20 protein-coding genes are annotated in these 14,079 nt (G+C 31.1%); 6 read left to right on the forward strand and 14 right to left on the reverse strand.

What is annotated here, in order from left to right:
- The first annotated feature begins 41 nt into the window (after window positions 1-41).
- Window positions 42-458, forward strand: coding sequence for a manganese-binding transcriptional regulator MntR (mntR, locus tag ACTTAT_RS00715; RefSeq protein WP_440679130.1), 417 nt, complete (start codon window positions 42-44; stop codon window positions 456-458).
- Here mntR and ACTTAT_RS00720 read toward each other — a convergent pair.
- Window positions 451-1,464 carry a polysaccharide deacetylase family protein gene (locus tag ACTTAT_RS00720; protein ID WP_440679131.1) on the reverse strand — a complete coding sequence of 338 codons (1,014 nt, stop codon included), beginning with the start codon at window positions 1,462-1,464 and terminating at the stop codon, window positions 451-453. The genes mntR and ACTTAT_RS00720 overlap by 8 nt on opposite strands.
- Entirely contained in the window at window positions 1,461-2,126 is a 666-nt protein-coding gene (locus ACTTAT_RS00725) for a DUF6134 family protein (protein WP_440679132.1), read from the reverse strand. Before ACTTAT_RS00725 ends, ACTTAT_RS00720 begins: the two co-directional genes overlap by 4 nt.
- Window positions 2,127-2,180: 54 nt before the next feature.
- Between ACTTAT_RS00725 and ACTTAT_RS00730 the strand changes: the two genes are divergently transcribed.
- Window positions 2,181-3,089 carry an AEC family transporter gene (locus tag ACTTAT_RS00730; RefSeq protein ID WP_440679133.1) on the forward strand — a complete coding sequence of 303 codons (909 nt, stop codon included), beginning with the start codon at window positions 2,181-2,183 and terminating at the stop codon, window positions 3,087-3,089.
- Here ACTTAT_RS00730 and ACTTAT_RS00735 read toward each other — a convergent pair whose 3' ends face one another.
- Entirely contained in the window at window positions 3,090-3,377 is a 288-nt protein-coding gene (locus ACTTAT_RS00735; RefSeq protein WP_440679134.1) for a hypothetical protein, read from the reverse strand.
- 407 nt (window positions 3,378-3,784) lie between these two features.
- On the opposite strand from ACTTAT_RS00735, the gene ACTTAT_RS00740 reads away from it, so the two are divergent.
- From ACTTAT_RS00740 to ACTTAT_RS00750, 3 genes are read left to right on the forward strand one after another with little or no spacing between them, the layout of a single operon-like run.
- A complete protein-coding gene (locus ACTTAT_RS00740) occupies window positions 3,785-4,099 on the forward strand; it encodes a nucleotide pyrophosphohydrolase (RefSeq protein WP_440679135.1) in 315 nt (104 codons plus the stop codon).
- A 7-nt stretch (window positions 4,100-4,106) separates the two neighbouring features.
- Entirely contained in the window at window positions 4,107-4,442 is a 336-nt protein-coding gene (locus ACTTAT_RS00745) for a hypothetical protein (protein WP_009373368.1), read from the forward strand.
- Window positions 4,442-4,627, forward strand: coding sequence for a DUF4170 domain-containing protein (locus ACTTAT_RS00750; RefSeq protein ID WP_440679136.1), 186 nt, complete (start codon window positions 4,442-4,444; stop codon window positions 4,625-4,627). Before ACTTAT_RS00745 ends, ACTTAT_RS00750 begins: the two co-directional genes overlap by 1 nt.
- Window positions 4,628-4,634: 7 nt before the next feature.
- Here ACTTAT_RS00750 and ACTTAT_RS00755 read toward each other — a convergent pair whose 3' ends face one another.
- The 6 genes from ACTTAT_RS00755 to ACTTAT_RS00780 form a co-directional block, all read right to left on the reverse strand.
- On the reverse strand, window positions 4,635-5,273 hold the full coding sequence (locus ACTTAT_RS00755; protein WP_440679137.1) for an SCO family protein: 639 nt from the start codon (window positions 5,271-5,273) through the stop codon (window positions 4,635-4,637).
- Entirely contained in the window at window positions 5,273-5,794 is a 522-nt protein-coding gene (locus ACTTAT_RS00760; protein ID WP_440679138.1) for a copper chaperone PCu(A)C, read from the reverse strand. Before ACTTAT_RS00760 ends, ACTTAT_RS00755 begins: the two co-directional genes overlap by 1 nt.
- Window positions 5,795-7,012 (reverse strand): MFS transporter, encoded by a 1,218-nt coding sequence (locus ACTTAT_RS00765; protein ID WP_440679139.1) that lies wholly within the window; start codon window positions 7,010-7,012, stop codon window positions 5,795-5,797.
- A 6-nt stretch (window positions 7,013-7,018) separates the two neighbouring features.
- Window positions 7,019-7,795, reverse strand: coding sequence for an MOSC domain-containing protein (locus ACTTAT_RS00770; protein ID WP_440679140.1), 777 nt, complete (start codon window positions 7,793-7,795; stop codon window positions 7,019-7,021).
- Between the two features lie 141 nt (window positions 7,796-7,936).
- The gene (locus ACTTAT_RS00775; RefSeq protein WP_440679141.1) at window positions 7,937-9,142 is read right to left on the reverse strand and encodes an ammonium transporter; all 1,206 of its coding nucleotides are present in this window, start codon (window positions 9,140-9,142) and stop codon (window positions 7,937-7,939) included.
- Window positions 9,142-9,480 (reverse strand): P-II family nitrogen regulator, encoded by a 339-nt coding sequence (locus ACTTAT_RS00780; RefSeq protein WP_440679142.1) that lies wholly within the window; start codon window positions 9,478-9,480, stop codon window positions 9,142-9,144. Before ACTTAT_RS00780 ends, ACTTAT_RS00775 begins: the two co-directional genes overlap by 1 nt.
- A gap of 90 nt (window positions 9,481-9,570) precedes the next feature.
- Between ACTTAT_RS00780 and ACTTAT_RS00785 the strand changes: the two genes are divergently transcribed.
- On the forward strand, window positions 9,571-9,816 hold the full coding sequence (locus tag ACTTAT_RS00785) for a hypothetical protein (RefSeq protein ID WP_440679143.1): 246 nt from the start codon (window positions 9,571-9,573) through the stop codon (window positions 9,814-9,816).
- 121 nt (window positions 9,817-9,937) lie between these two features.
- Here the strand turns inward: ACTTAT_RS00785 and typA are convergent, their stop codons facing one another.
- From typA to ACTTAT_RS00810, 5 genes are all read right to left on the reverse strand, one after another.
- Window positions 9,938-11,761, reverse strand: coding sequence for a translational GTPase TypA (gene typA, locus ACTTAT_RS00790; RefSeq protein WP_440679145.1), 1,824 nt, complete (start codon window positions 11,759-11,761; stop codon window positions 9,938-9,940).
- A 247-nt stretch (window positions 11,762-12,008) separates the two neighbouring features.
- Entirely contained in the window at window positions 12,009-13,238 is a 1,230-nt protein-coding gene (locus tag ACTTAT_RS00795) for an MFS transporter (protein WP_440679146.1), read from the reverse strand.
- 7 nt (window positions 13,239-13,245) lie between these two features.
- Window positions 13,246-13,581 (reverse strand): thiol-disulfide oxidoreductase DCC family protein, encoded by a 336-nt coding sequence (locus ACTTAT_RS00800; protein ID WP_440679147.1) that lies wholly within the window; start codon window positions 13,579-13,581, stop codon window positions 13,246-13,248.
- Window positions 13,581-13,775: a hypothetical protein gene (locus tag ACTTAT_RS00805; RefSeq protein WP_440679148.1), complete on the reverse strand. Its 195-nt coding sequence runs from the start codon at window positions 13,773-13,775 to the stop codon at window positions 13,581-13,583. The genes ACTTAT_RS00800 and ACTTAT_RS00805 overlap by 1 nt, the downstream gene beginning before the upstream one ends.
- Window positions 13,768-14,004, reverse strand: a complete 237-nt coding sequence (locus ACTTAT_RS00810; RefSeq protein ID WP_440679149.1) for a hypothetical protein — start codon at window positions 14,002-14,004, stop codon at window positions 13,768-13,770. Before ACTTAT_RS00810 ends, ACTTAT_RS00805 begins: the two co-directional genes overlap by 8 nt.
- Window positions 14,005-14,079: the final 75 nt, after the last annotated feature.

A 14,079-nucleotide genomic window follows, 5' to 3' on the forward strand; every position in this document is an offset into this window, starting at 1 on the left:
ATAATTTCAAGTGTTATTTAGCTTTTAAACATTAATTTTTTATGACAACCACTAGATCTAGTAGTCCTCAATTATTTAAAACTACCCAGAGTAGAAAAAGCATCGAACTTCTCGAAGATTATGTTGAAGCGATTGATGAAATTTTAAACACTAAAGGTTCAGTGAAGAACGTTGACCTTTGTAAATATTTTGGCGTATCGAACGCGACGGTGAGTAAAAATATTAAAAGATTAATTAAAGCAAAGCTTGTTGAGAGTGAAAAATATAAAAATATTTTTTTAACATCTCATGGAAAAAAATTAGCAGAACAATCTAATACAAGGCATGAAATATTATTTAATTTTTTAACTAAACTTGGTGTGCCTAGAAAAATTGCAGAAATTGATTCAGAAGGAATGGAACATCATATTAGCAAAGAAACTCTAAATATGATGAAAAAGTTTAATAACGCTAATTAATTACACTATACTGATAACCAAACCATTTAATCAATCCATCTTTGGATGGCATAGTACAATTTAATCTTCCCCTTCTCTTTTTAAAAGGTTCATCAAAAGTTAATTCAATTTCATTATTAGTAACAAAGTTAATTTTAGTATTTTTCCATTTTCCACCAGAATTATCAAAACAATTAATTCCTTTTACATTTTCGTTAAATTTTAATTTCATGCTTGATGGATTATTATTTTTATTAAGCAGAACTGTTTTGGGTTCATAAGAAGTAATATTAAATGCACGTGACTTTAATATATTTTTAAACCTTTCCATTTTTCCATAATTTTCGTTTAAACTAAATCTTGGCAGATAATTGATATTTTCGTTTTGACTAATCACTCCTGAGTGCTGTCCAAAAATAATTTTATAATTAAAATCTCTAATAATTTTTATAATATCTGAACTGGTCTCTCCAAAAGTATGCGCATAAAGATCAGGAATTTTTTTTAATTGCTTATTATAATCATCATGAGATTTTTGGATATCTTCTTTCACCTCTTCCAATTTCATATCGACAAAATACTCATGACTCCATGAGTGACCACCGATTGTGACTAATCCAGAGTCTCTTAATTCTCTAATTTGATCCCAGCTCATATAGTTTGGATGATTATTTGAAATCTCTCTTGTGTTTACAAACATAATAAATGGAATTTTGTTTTCTTTTAAAATAGGCCAAGCATTTTGATAAAAACTTTTAAACGCATCATCTACCGTTAATAAAATAAATCGTTTTGAAAATATTTTACCTTCTAAAATTTGGTTTTTAAATTTTTCTGGTTCAATGTAACTAAGCCCTGATGCTTTAATCGCTTCAAGATGTTGTTTGAACATTTCAGTTGAAACATTGGTACTTGGATACTTGCCTTCACCTACACGGTGATACATAAGTGAAATGACGCCTGGCTCATCTGAAAAAGATGGCAAGGAAAAATGCAGTAAAAATAATACTGTTAAAATTTTTTTCATTTATTTAATTTATAACTTTTAAGTTTATACTCCCATTTGCCTTTGCGGTGTAACACTTGATGTACAATCATTCTTGTTTTTTGATCAAACCATACCTGGGTATCTAAATCTTTTCCTTTAATATCAAAAACCCGAGTTTTAAATGTTTGGTCTAGTTTTTTAAAATCTTCTTCCTTTATAAAACTCACCTTTTGTTCTGTCACTTTACATGTAATGCCTGATAATTGGTATGGAACCGTTACAATGTCGTGGTTCCAATAAGAAGAGATTAAAAATGGCTTTTTAAATTCACCTTTAAATTTGGTTCCGTTCACTTCGTATTTATCTTTTTTTAAATCAATATTACAAAATTTTGGCTTTCCATTATCATCTGTATTCGAATTAAAATTAACTAACTTGCCTGCAGCATCATAAGTTTCAGTTCCAACTGACTGGTATTTATAAAAAGTGATCCCAAGTTTTTTTACGCCAAATTCAATAACATTTTTAACTTCAACACTCCCATCTTTGCCCCAATTAAAGTCAATAGTGTGAAAACCTGCATAAGCACCATTTCGATAAATATCGAATGATAAATTTTGAAGGTTTTTATTATGACCAACATGAGCGTCGACTTGTTCAAAATTTAATAAAATAATAAAAAAAACTATTAATTGTCTCATTTGTAATTGTTTATCTTGTAATGAAAAATCATAAAAGTAAAAGGTTTCAAAATTATGTCACTAGCGATCTATTTTAAATTATTTGAAGTTATATTTCCTGTCTTTTTTATTATTGGAATTGGCTATTGGTTTGGAAAAAAAAATCCAAAGTTTAATAGCGATATCATAACGACGTTTGCTGGTAAAATTGGTGTCCCTGCTCTTTTATTTTACTCTTTAGCAGCATCAACAACTCTAGACTTTAAAACTTTTTTTAAATTTGGGTCGTTTACTTTTTTATTTGTTGCTTGTTTTGCAGTAATTGGAGTTGTTATTTTGAAAATTTTAAAGCGAGATATTGTTTTAGAACTTAGTCCACTTATTTTACCTAATACCGGAAACTTAGGACTTCCAATATGTTTATTTGCATATGGTGAAAAAGGGTTTTCAGTTGCAAGCTCAATTGCTGCAGTCATCATGCTATTACATTTTACGGTTGGAATATTTATTGCCAGTAAAAAATTTAGTTTAAAACCATTAATCACTTCTATTCCAATGCATGTTTTATTTATTTCAGGATTTATGTTGTACTTTGAAATCAAACCGCCTGCATTTTTAGTGAATACCACTATGCTACTTGGTTACTCGACTATCTTTTTAATTTTAACATCTCTTGGAATTGCGCTCAGCACATTAAAGACAAAAAACGTTAATACGAATATTATTATTGCTGTTGCAAGATTAATTAGTGGACCTTTGATTGCTTTTTCAATTATTCGTTACTTTGGATTAAAAAGTTATGAAGCAGGAGTACTTTTGATTTCGGCATCAATGCCATCTGCGATTTTAAATTTTTTACTAGCCAAAATGTATTCAAAAAAAATACATGCAGATAATATTGCATCGGTGATTGTTATCTCAACAACGTTATCGTTTATTACAATTCCTATAGTAGTTTTTGTTGCGTTAAAATATTTTAGTTAATTATTTTTTTTGCTCGGTATTGGGAGCAGGCTGCTGAGGAGCGTTACTAATATTTTCTTGCAAATATTTTCCAACAAAACCTCTGTTATAAGTAAACAGGTAAGGGTCTTGTCTAATTAATCCAGCACAATACGCAATGGGATCATCAGTTTTAATTCCATTTGCTTTAATATCTTTTTTACAATTATTTAAATATCTTACATCGCGGTACTGCTCTTCAATTTGTAAACCAAAAAACAATGCTAAGATTAATGCAATGATACCTAATAATATATTTGTGCCCTTCATTGAAATTATTGGTAGTGGGTATTGTTTGAGATGTCAATTTAATTGGGGTGAAAGGGATCACCCCAATTTAAATTCTATAATTAAATGCCTTTTTGATTAGGATTAATTACGTTGTCTTTCGCTCTTGGGCGACTTTTTCGCTCAGTAAATTGTTTGCGAATTTGACGTAACGCATTAGTGGCACCGTCATTAACCTTACGCAACAATTTGAAGTCTTTGTAAAACATATTTACTCCTTTGTTTAATTGTTACGCCTTTTAACTCATGGCTATGAGTCACTTTTTAACCATGTGAAATGGTTACATAGCATGCATAGCAGCTATGCGTATAGCGCATATATAACAATTTATTAGCTTTTTTCAATAGTAAAAAAGTCTAATATTTCTCTAAATAATAAAGGGGAAATAATGAATTTTGAAAAAATAAAATCTGATATTGAAAAGTTTGTATCCAATAGAAAATGGCAAGATTATCATACGCCAAAAAACTTAAGTATGGCGTTATCTGTTGAGGCTTCTGAACTGATGGAAATCTTTCAGTGGCAAATGGAAAATGAAAAAGCATATCCAAAATCAGCCTCAAAAGAACAGGTTGAAGATGAAGTTGCTGATGTTTTTTTTTATTTAGTAAGGTTTTGTCAGATCATGAACATAGACCTCGAGAAGGCTTTTTATTATAAAATGAAAAAAAATGCTGAAAAATATCCAAACCAAATTAAATAGGCAAACAATGTTTTTTGTTTTTAAAATTTTACTTTCTGCACTTGTGATTGCTGGAGCAAGTTGGTTATCAGGGAAATACCCTAAACTTGCTGGATTTATTATTGCACTACCGCTCGCAACATTAATTGCTTTAGTCTTATCTTATACTGAACATAAAAATGCAGAAACAACGATAACCTTTGCAAAAAGTATTCTTGTTGGGGTGCCTGCAAGTTATTTTTTCTTTATTCCATTCTTTTTTGCCAAAAGTTTAAATATGAATTTTTGGCTTATTTACTCAACTGGCCTAGCGCTACTGGTCGTCGCATTTTTTGTTCATAAATATATTGTATCTCTCTTTTAATGAGTTTTCTTGTCATTGATGGTGAGCATAAAGATCCGAACGATATATCAACTTTAGATCAGTCGTCAAAAAAAGAATATGGACCTTTTGATACTGAAGCTGAAGCTGATGATGTTTGCAAAGGCTTAATACAAAGAAATATTGATAATTACTATCACCGCGCTTGGGTGATTAAAAAAGATTAGTTTTAAATTAAAGTTCTAATAATCTCTTTAAATTTTTAATGACATCATCTTTTGGGGTTTGAATCTTTCCATAATTATCGATTACGATAAATTTTGAAAAACCCTCATGTATCATCGTTCCTACTTTTTCGGCACCTTTATTTATCACCATAAAAGCTGCTGTATGATCGATGGTATAATTTCCTTTTCCTAAATCGACTTTTTGAATGTAAATATCAAGGGCGTTATAAAGTTTTTTAAGTTCTTCCTGCTTTCCAGTGATACCTAAAATTCTTTGATCAAATGAGCTTAGGTATTGTTTTAAAATTTTTATTGTATCCTTTTCTGGATCCGCAGTGACAAAATAATAATTAATTTTATCAGCATCTGGTCCAAGATCTTCGATTAAATTTGTTAATAGTTGTAAACTTGCAGGACATACATCTGGACAATGGGTAAAACCAAAAAATAATAAGCTTGGTTTTTGTTTTAAATGTTTTTGATTGAATTCATTACCGTTCATATCCTGTAAATTAAAATTAACTTGGATTTGTTGGGCTGCATTTTTTTTTTTATTAGCAAAATCATAGCCAATAAAAACAAGGACAATCGTAGTAACTAGTATGGATGGAAGTATTCTTTTTAAAAGAATATGCTTGGTAATCATTAATGATGTTTGTGGTGATTTTTATCTGGATGATAGTTACGACCAACAGCTTTAAAAAAGATGTCTACTGAACCTGCGTTTTTAAAATTTAATGTTGCTTTATATTCTTTGCCCTTAGAAATTTGTTCTTTTAAACCAATAAACATAATGTGATATCCACTTGGTTTTAAATAAACTTCGCTATCAGCTTTAATAATAAGACCTTTTTTTAATGGTCTCATTTTCATCACTTGGTTTTCCATTTTCATTTCATGAATTTCGACTTTTTCTGCAAAACTTACATTACTTACTGATTGCAAAATATCTTGTTTATTAGACTCATTTTCAATTTTCATATACCCGGCACTTACCTTTGCGCCATTTGGTGTAAAAAAAGTATAAGGTTTTTCAATTTCAATTTTTCCTATTTTATAATCACGATCCATTTCTTTATTTTTCTTATGACCATGAGAGTGGTGGCTACTTGCAAACGAAGAAGTCGAAAATAATAACAAAATAATAATTGTAAAAAATTTTTTCATTTAAACCGTGACTCTTTTAAGGGGGCGCTCATCTATAGGCAAATGCATTAAAGTCGCAAAAAGTGATAATGCAATTGAACAGTACCATGCATAATCATAACTGCCGTATTGATCAAAGAAATATCCACCAAGATAGGCTCCTAAAAAAGCTCCAATTTGATGAGAGAAAAAAACTAATCCAAACAACATAGTAATATGTTTTGTTCCAAAAATTTGAGCTACAATTCCATTGGTTGCAGGTATCGTAGCAAGCCATAAAAATCCAAAACAAACTCCAAATACGATTGCAAGACCACTTGATGCAGGAAGAGCTAAAAATAAAATAATGGTAATACCTCTTAAAAAATAAAGTCCACTTAACAATAATTTTTTAGAATATTTATCTGCCAAGTACCCCATGGTTAATGTTCCTGCGATATTAAATAGTCCAATTAAAGATAAAATTGCAGTTCCAGTCCAAGCTTCTAAACCTCGTTCAATAACATAACCAGGAACGTGAGTTGCAACTAAAGTAATTTGAAAACCACAAACAAAAAACCCAAGTGTTAAAAAAATATATCCTTTATGACCTAATGCCTCTTTTAATGCTGATAATGCTCCTTGATTATCAGGAACTGCGTTTGGACTGCTAGTGTCATCTGGTAATTTAATTAATAAAGAAAAACCTGCTGCAATAATTAAAAAGCATACTAAAATTAAATAAGAATTTTGCCAACTTGTTTGGCTTAAAGATAAAGCTGAAATCAATGGAAATACGAACATTCCAAATGAGCCAAAAGCAGTCACTAAACCAGAAGCTTTAGACCTGTTTTCATTTGGAAAATGTTTGCTAACAGCGCCAACAGCAAGCTGAGCTCCTCCTCCACCCATTCCAATTCCAGCAAGTACTCCAAGATTAAGTAAAAATATTAAACCTGAACTATTGGGTAAAGTTAAAGAATAGATTCCAAATGCATAAATCAATAATGCAAAACAAGACACTCTCCTTGCGCCAAATTTATCTGCAAGAATACCTAAGAAAAAAGTCATTACTCCCCAAGTTAAAGCTTGAATGGCAATGGCTAAACCAAAGTGTGTTCTTGAAACTCCAAGATCACTTTCAAAAAAATTAAAAAACATTCCAAAGGTTTGCCTGGTTCCCATCGCGGCAAACACCATAAAACAACTCGCAGCTAAAACGATAAATGCTAATCTGTTTCTAAAAAAAGGAGATTTCATTTGCGCTTAATTAATTACCTTTACCTCATTATTCAAGCTTATAGTACCATCCTCTATTGGTTTTAAATATATCCCAAAATCAATATGGTCATAAATTTCATTCAATTTTTGTGGAACATTAATATCTGAAGTGGTTGATTGATAAGGGTAAATGGTAGCTTTGCATCTTGGTGTATTTTGAAAGACTTCAAATAAAGTATTTCCAATTTTAATTTTTTTCTTTGCAAGTTCTAATTCTTGAAAAGGTTTCATTCCATCAATTACAATATTTGCTCTAAATCTTTCATGATCAACGCTCAGTCCTGACCGTGCTTCAAAGTCTCTTAGGCTTTCTAAATTAATTAGAGAAACAACATGATCATTAATCATGTCATAAAATGGAATATTTTGATTATAAATCATAAAAATCTCTTTATCTTTTAAATCAGTTTCTCGTTTTTTAATCTCTTTTGTAATGAATTGTAAATTTTCAAAATTAAATTCTGAAATTGATATAATCTCTTCGTTCTTTAAAAATACTTTGAGATTTTGGTTTTGGAATTCTAATCTGTAATTGTTAAGTATTGGTGTATTTTTTACGCTTAAATAACTTTGGTTATTTCTTAAATATTGTTTTTCTTGAAATTTGATTGATTCTTCTTTTGTTTTATTTCTCACAAAAGCAAAAACACGGTCATGCTCAATTCCTATATTTTTAATAATTTTTAAAGATTTGCTTTCAATAAAATTAAAGGATTTTATTGGTGAATAATAAAGTTTTTTTATTTGAATATTCTCACTCATTCTGATCTATTTAAATTAAAGAAAAACGCATGCAAGATTCAATACTTTCAAATTTATCCCAAGGTGAAATGATCCAAGCGGTAAGTATTATTTTAATACTAGCTTATCTAATTTTTAATTTTACGAGGAAATAAAAGCTACTTAGATATGGTAACTCTGCTCACCGTGAGTTCCAGAATCTAGACCTTCAGAAATTTCTTCTTCTTCACTTACTCTCAAACCGAAAATTGATTTTGTCATTAAACAAATAACGTAAGTAACAACTGCAGAAAATACGACGACAGATACAACACCAATAATTTGAACGATCGTTTGTTGCATCACAGTTTTTTCTAAACCAAGACCACCAAATGTTTCTGATGCTAAAACACCTGCTAGCAATGTTCCTAAAATTCCACCAACACCGTGTACAGCCATAACATCTAAACTGTCATCAATCTTTAAAGTAAATTTGAAAAAGATAACTGCATAATAACAAACCGCACCTGATAATAATCCTAAAATAAATCCACCCATAGGACCAATAAATCCAGAAGCCGGGGTTACTGTTGCAAGTCCTGCAATGGTACCCGTAATCATACCTACGATTCCAGGTTTGCCGTTTCTAAACCAATCAATTGCCATCCAAACTAAAGTTGCTGTTGCTGCACTAATATGTGTTACTAAAATTGCCATTCCAGCATTTCCGTTTGCAGCTAAAGCCGATCCACCATTAAATCCAAACCATCCAACCCAAAGCATTGAAGCTCCAATCATTGCAATAACAGGTGAATGTGGAGGATCAAAATATTCTGGGAACCCTCTTCTTGATCCTAACATTTTAACAATTACAATTGCTGAAATTCCTGCAGTTGCATGAACGACAAGTCCACCTGCAAAATCAAATACACCAAGGTCAGCTAACCAGCCACCACCCCATACCCAATGAGTAACAGGTGCATACACAGCTAAAATCCAGATTGCTGAAATAAATAATACTGCAGAAAACTTAATTCGCTCGACATAAGCACCAACGATTAATGCTGGTGTAATGATTGCAAATGTCATTTGGAACATGACAAATAAAATCTCGGGAATATCACCGCTTAAACTTTCAGTTCCAACACCTTTTAAAAATGCTTTTGACAGATCTCCAATGTAATTTCCTTCACCACTAAATGCGATTGAATAACCTGCAATAAACCAAACTACAGATGCAACACAAGCAATTCCAAAACATTGTGCTAATGTTGAAATTGTATTTCTAGATTTTACTAAACCAGCATAAAACAAACCAAGGCCAGGAAGAGTCATAAAAAGCACTAAAGCACTTGATGTTAAAATCCACGCTGTATTTGCACCGTTCATTATAATGCTTCCTCGTTTTTCTCACCTGTTCGAATTCGAACAACTTCTTCAAGATTATTAATGAAAATCTTACCATCTCCATATTTTCCAGTTTTAGCCGCTTCTGTAATAGCTGAAATTACTGCATCTTTTTTATCGTCTGAAACTGCTAAAAAAATCTGAGTTTTTGGTAAAAAATGGACCTGTACTGGGTTACCTCTATAAAATTCTGTTTTTCCTTTTTGATGACCAAATCCCTTTACTTCTGAGATCGTCATTCCTTTAACCCCGATTTCGTTAAGTTTTTCCTTAACGGCATGAAGTCTTTCTGGCTTAATAATAGCTCTTATTAATTTCATCGCCTATGCTTTTAACGAATAAGTATGGATTTGACCCATGATATATTTGAATACCTGCCTCCATGTATATAAATATGATAGATAGAAATTATGATTAAAAAACTAATCTTACTTGCAGCAATTCTACTTCCATTTGCTTTATATTATTTATCAGTTGTTATTATAAAAAAAGATACCAATAAGAAATTACCAGTCATTCCACTCTCACTTGCTAGCATAGTACTTTTGGCCGGTGTTTTAATTTTTTTTAGATTCACAGATACTGATCCATCGGATGGAAAATATGTTCCACCACAATTTAAAGATGGAAAAATTATATCCCCAAAGACTCGTTAGAGTTTAAAAAGACTCACATATAAACACTGTTTGTAAGTCATATATCGTAAAAGTTTAATTTTAGAATCAAAACTGAATCAAAACGAGAACATGGGATTTGATAATAACAGGATACTAACAGTTAAGCGGGAACGGCTTCTCTTTGCTGTCTTTTTCTTTCGTGTGCTAAGAGTAATTTTTTTCTAAGTCTTAAACTTTGAGGTGTCACTTCTAATAACTCGTCATCATTGACATATGCCATCATCTCTTCAAGTGACATCTTCACAGGCGGAGTTAAAGATACTAATCCATCACTTCCTGCTGCTCTCACGTTAGTAAGTTTCTTTCCTTTTAAAACGTTAATTTCAAGATCGTTTTCGCGGTTATGTTCACCTACAATCATTCCACCATAAACTTTAGTTTGTGGCTCGATAAACATTAAACCTCTGTCTTGTAAGTTATAGATTGCATACGCTACAGCTTCACCGCTATCTGTTGATATTAACGCACCGTTTCTTCTGCCTTTGATATCACCTTTAAATGGACCGTATGAGTCAAACACTCTATTCATAACTCCCGTTCCACGAGTCTCAGTTAAAAATTTGCTTTGGTAACCAATTAATCCTCTTGAAGGCGCTTTAAAGATAATTCGTTTTTTACTTTGCCCTGTATCCCTCATATCAACCATTTCACCTTTTCTTTGGTTCATCGAGTCAATCACAGTACTTGCATATTCTTCATCAACATCAATGGTCACTTCTTCCATCGGCTCTAGCTTATGTCCGTTTTCTTGCTTGAATAATACTTTTGGTCTTGAAACTGATAATTCAAAACCTTCTCTTCTCATCGTTTCAATTAAAACACCGATTTGAAGTTCGCCACGACCACCAATTTCAAATGAGTCTTTTTGGTCATTTTCTTTGTAAGAAATAGCAACGTTTGTTTCAGCTTCAGCTAATAATCTTTCTCTAATCATTGTTGAAGTTACTTTTTTTCCCTCTAATCCTGAGATTGGGGAGTCATTTACTGTAATCGTAACTGACATTGTTGGTGGATCAATTGGAGTTGATTTTAAAGGCTCATTAACTTCAGGATGACAAATCGTATCTGAAACTGAAGTAGTTTTTAATCCAGCTACACAAACAATGTCTCCAGCCATCACCGTATCTGTTGCAACTTTAGTCGTGCCTGAAAATGTGAATAATTTCGTTAATCTTCCATCTTCAACTTTTTCATTTTCTAAATTTAAAGCTTTGACCGTATCATTAACTTTTGCAATTCCATGAACCACTCGACCAATTAAACAACGTCCTAGAAAAGAGTCTGAATGAAGAAGAGTTGATAACATGGCAAATGGTTTACTTAAATCAACATCTGGCTCTGGTACATGGTTTAAGATCAAATCTAATAACGGATGTAAATTTTCTCTTGGTTGATCAAGTTCATAATTACACCATCCATCTCTTCCTGATGCATATAAAACTGGAAAATCTAATTGCTGATCATTGGCATCAAGCGCAACAAATAAATCAAAAATTTCATTTATTACATCTTTTGATCTTGCATCAGATCTATCAACTTTATTTATAACAACGATTGGTTTTAAGCCTTGAGCTAATGCTTTTGATAAAACAAACTTTGTTTGTGGCATTGGGCCTTCTGCTGCATCAACTAGTAGAATAACACCATCTGTCATTCCTAAAATTCTTTCAACCTCACCACCAAAGTCTGCGTGACCTGGTGTGTCTATAATATTAATTCTTGTATCTTTCCAAACTACCGATGTTGGTTTTGCTAGAATTGTAATTCCTCGTTCTTTTTCAAGATCACCGCTATCCATAACTCTTTCATCAACATGCTGGTTATCTCTAAATAAACCGCTTTGTTTTAAAAGATTATCAATTAACGTTGTCTTTCCATGATCAACGTGTGCAATGATTGCAATATTTCTTAAGCTCTTAGTCATAAAACTTGCGCTTGATACACTTTCTCCCTTTAATTACTACTTAAAAATAAAACAGCGAATTAACTGCCCTATTCCTTGTTTTTTTATCTTTGCACCTGTTCTGGGGAATCACTATTTTTGATATTTTGATGACTACTTACGATAGTCGAAGCAGTTGCTAAAAATACAAAAAATAGCATTACAATAATTTTTCTCATGCTTGATTTATAAAAAACAAATAAGACAGTGAAGAAACTGAAATGTGTCTCTAAAGTGACCGTGATAACGCTCTTCGATTCAACTTAGTTGCATAATAAAATGCACATAATCCAGCCAGTCCTAAAAATGAGAATGCATAAATCCAGTTTGTTTGCTGCGAAAGTGGTTGATGGTTATTTGAAACATCTAATATAAAACCGAAAATACCAGGTGTAATTGACCCAAAACCAATTCCAATAATAGATCGGTAAGCAAGTGACCTTCCAAGTACATTACGATTTGTACTATCTGTTAAGGCTGCAGTTAAAACACCTGAGTCTCCAATGGTAAAAAAACTATATAGAAAAGATATCAGTAAAATAATTAACCAAGATAGACTTGGTATCCAACCCATTAAAAAAGAAAATATTGAACTGATGAATGCAAAAATAATTAAAACATTTTTACTTCCAAATTTATCGGAAAAAACTCCACTAATCATATTTGCAAAAACGCCAGTGATATGAAGAGTGATTGAAATTACTAAACCTAAAATAATTGGATTCAATCCAGTTTTACCAATTAAAACTAAACTTAAAAAGACTGGCATCCATGCCCACATACCAAAAAGCTCAATACAATGAGCGGTATAACCTTTAACTAAATTTTTATTTTGTTCAGATTGTTTAGTAATAGTAAACTTTTTTAAAACTTTGAAACCAAATCTTTTGCTCGTCTCTTTATACGAGCATGCATAAAAACTAATAAATCCAAATATTGTTAAAACTGCGCAAACTAAAAATCCTGTGTGATAGTTATAAAAATTAGAAAAAATAAAACTGACTGATAAAGAAACTGCATAGCCAAGAGATTGTCCTCCAAGCATCATACCCATTGCAAAACCTTTGTTGCCCCGACTAAATTTTTCAGAAACCAAGATCATTGAAGGGCCATAAATTCCACCTGCTGCGGCACCTAAAATTGTATTAAAAATTAAAGCGGAAAGAAAATCATTTGCATAATAATAGAATAAAAATGCTCCAATTGAATTTGTCAGTGCTGAGAAAAGTAAAATTTTATTTGGATTAATAAAATCAGAATAATAAGAACTTAAATATAATGCGATAGCAAAGCCAACCACAAGACCAGTTTGAATAATTCCTGCATTTGTTGCAGATAAATTCCATTCTTGAATTAAGAATGACATCGATCCCACATACATAAAAAATGTTGCAGCAGTTAAAACCCTTCCAAAAAAAAGAAGGTACAACCAGTTCCAATCCAATTTTACTTTAGACATTAAAATTTTATGAAATTTTATTTTTTAAATATAAAAAATAAGCCACAATTTCATAAAAAAAAGAAAATATTTGAAAAATAATTGGCAATTTAAATATTCGGTATAAAAAATTTAATTTTGGTATTTTTGACCATAAAATTAAAAAAGCACTAGCTCCTTTATAAAGTTTTCCATCTTTCATCACATGCAATCTTCTAGATAATTTGTCTGTAGTTAAATTAGTAAGTTTTGCGTCTTCTTGATTTATATCAAACCATTCAAGGTTATTTTCCATTTTTTTATATAAATCTATTTCCTTCTTACAAACACTACAGGATTCATTAAAAAAAACTTTTGTGCTCATTATCTTTTTTTCTTAGTTTTTTTTGATTTTTTTTTCTTTTTATTCTTTTTCTTTCTTCTTAATTCTTTGGCTAATTCTCTTTGTTTTTTCTCAACATTATCTTTTAATAAAGATAAAATTCCAAAAACTATTAGAGCACCCGCCCCAAGTAAACCGTAAGATAATAATGCTTCGATTGGTAAAGGTTTAATCATCTTCCTCCTCTTCTAACCATTGTTCCATAAATACTTTATGACATGCATAACAAATAATTGGTATTGAACAAAAAAAACCAATTGTAACTCCAGTTTTAATTCCAAATTCTATACAAGAAAAATGAGTGAGCGTAATAGTTGGTACTGTGCATACCAAAATTAAATATGGAACACGCCATTTAAATGGTGGTTTAAAATATTTAATTAAATATATAATTTTTAAAAACATGAAATTTTACAATTTTTTTATATTTCTAATTTGCTATGGGTTATTTACAACCCCTAATTATGCAAAAAATATTTC

Source organism: Candidatus Pelagibacter sp. HIMB1517, assembly GCF_052047895.1.
Taxonomy (GTDB): Bacteria; Pseudomonadota; Alphaproteobacteria; order Pelagibacterales; family Pelagibacteraceae; genus HIMB114.

Coding starts and splice junctions, on each gene's coding strand:
- mntR (WP_440679130.1), top strand. CDS start 42: ATGACAACCACTAGATCTAGTAGTCCTCAATTATTTAAAACTACCCAG.
- ACTTAT_RS00720 (WP_440679131.1), bottom strand. CDS start 1,464: ATGAAAAAAATTTTAACAGTATTATTTTTACTGCATTTTTCCTTGCCA.
- ACTTAT_RS00725 (WP_440679132.1), bottom strand. CDS start 2,126: ATGAGACAATTAATAGTTTTTTTTATTATTTTATTAAATTTTGAACAA.
- ACTTAT_RS00730 (WP_440679133.1), top strand. CDS start 2,181: ATGTCACTAGCGATCTATTTTAAATTATTTGAAGTTATATTTCCTGTC.
- ACTTAT_RS00735 (WP_440679134.1), bottom strand. CDS start 3,377: ATGAAGGGCACAAATATATTATTAGGTATCATTGCATTAATCTTAGCA.
- ACTTAT_RS00740 (WP_440679135.1), top strand. CDS start 3,785: ATGAATTTTGAAAAAATAAAATCTGATATTGAAAAGTTTGTATCCAAT.
- ACTTAT_RS00745 (WP_009373368.1), top strand. CDS start 4,107: ATGTTTTTTGTTTTTAAAATTTTACTTTCTGCACTTGTGATTGCTGGA.
- ACTTAT_RS00750 (WP_440679136.1), top strand. CDS start 4,442: ATGAGTTTTCTTGTCATTGATGGTGAGCATAAAGATCCGAACGATATA.
- ACTTAT_RS00755 (WP_440679137.1), bottom strand. CDS start 5,273: ATGATTACCAAGCATATTCTTTTAAAAAGAATACTTCCATCCATACTA.
- ACTTAT_RS00760 (WP_440679138.1), bottom strand. CDS start 5,794: ATGAAAAAATTTTTTACAATTATTATTTTGTTATTATTTTCGACTTCT.
- ACTTAT_RS00765 (WP_440679139.1), bottom strand. CDS start 7,012: ATGAAATCTCCTTTTTTTAGAAACAGATTAGCATTTATCGTTTTAGCT.
- ACTTAT_RS00770 (WP_440679140.1), bottom strand. CDS start 7,795: ATGAGTGAGAATATTCAAATAAAAAAACTTTATTATTCACCAATAAAA.
- ACTTAT_RS00775 (WP_440679141.1), bottom strand. CDS start 9,142: ATGAACGGTGCAAATACAGCGTGGATTTTAACATCAAGTGCTTTAGTG.
- ACTTAT_RS00780 (WP_440679142.1), bottom strand. CDS start 9,480: ATGAAATTAATAAGAGCTATTATTAAGCCAGAAAGACTTCATGCCGTT.
- ACTTAT_RS00785 (WP_440679143.1), top strand. CDS start 9,571: ATGATTAAAAAACTAATCTTACTTGCAGCAATTCTACTTCCATTTGCT.
- typA (WP_440679145.1), bottom strand. CDS start 11,761: ATGACTAAGAGCTTAAGAAATATTGCAATCATTGCACACGTTGATCAT.
- ACTTAT_RS00795 (WP_440679146.1), bottom strand. CDS start 13,238: ATGTCTAAAGTAAAATTGGATTGGAACTGGTTGTACCTTCTTTTTTTT.
- ACTTAT_RS00800 (WP_440679147.1), bottom strand. CDS start 13,581: ATGAGCACAAAAGTTTTTTTTAATGAATCCTGTAGTGTTTGTAAGAAG.
- ACTTAT_RS00805 (WP_440679148.1), bottom strand. CDS start 13,775: ATGATTAAACCTTTACCAATCGAAGCATTATTATCTTACGGTTTACTT.
- ACTTAT_RS00810 (WP_440679149.1), bottom strand. CDS start 14,004: ATGTTTTTAAAAATTATATATTTAATTAAATATTTTAAACCACCATTT.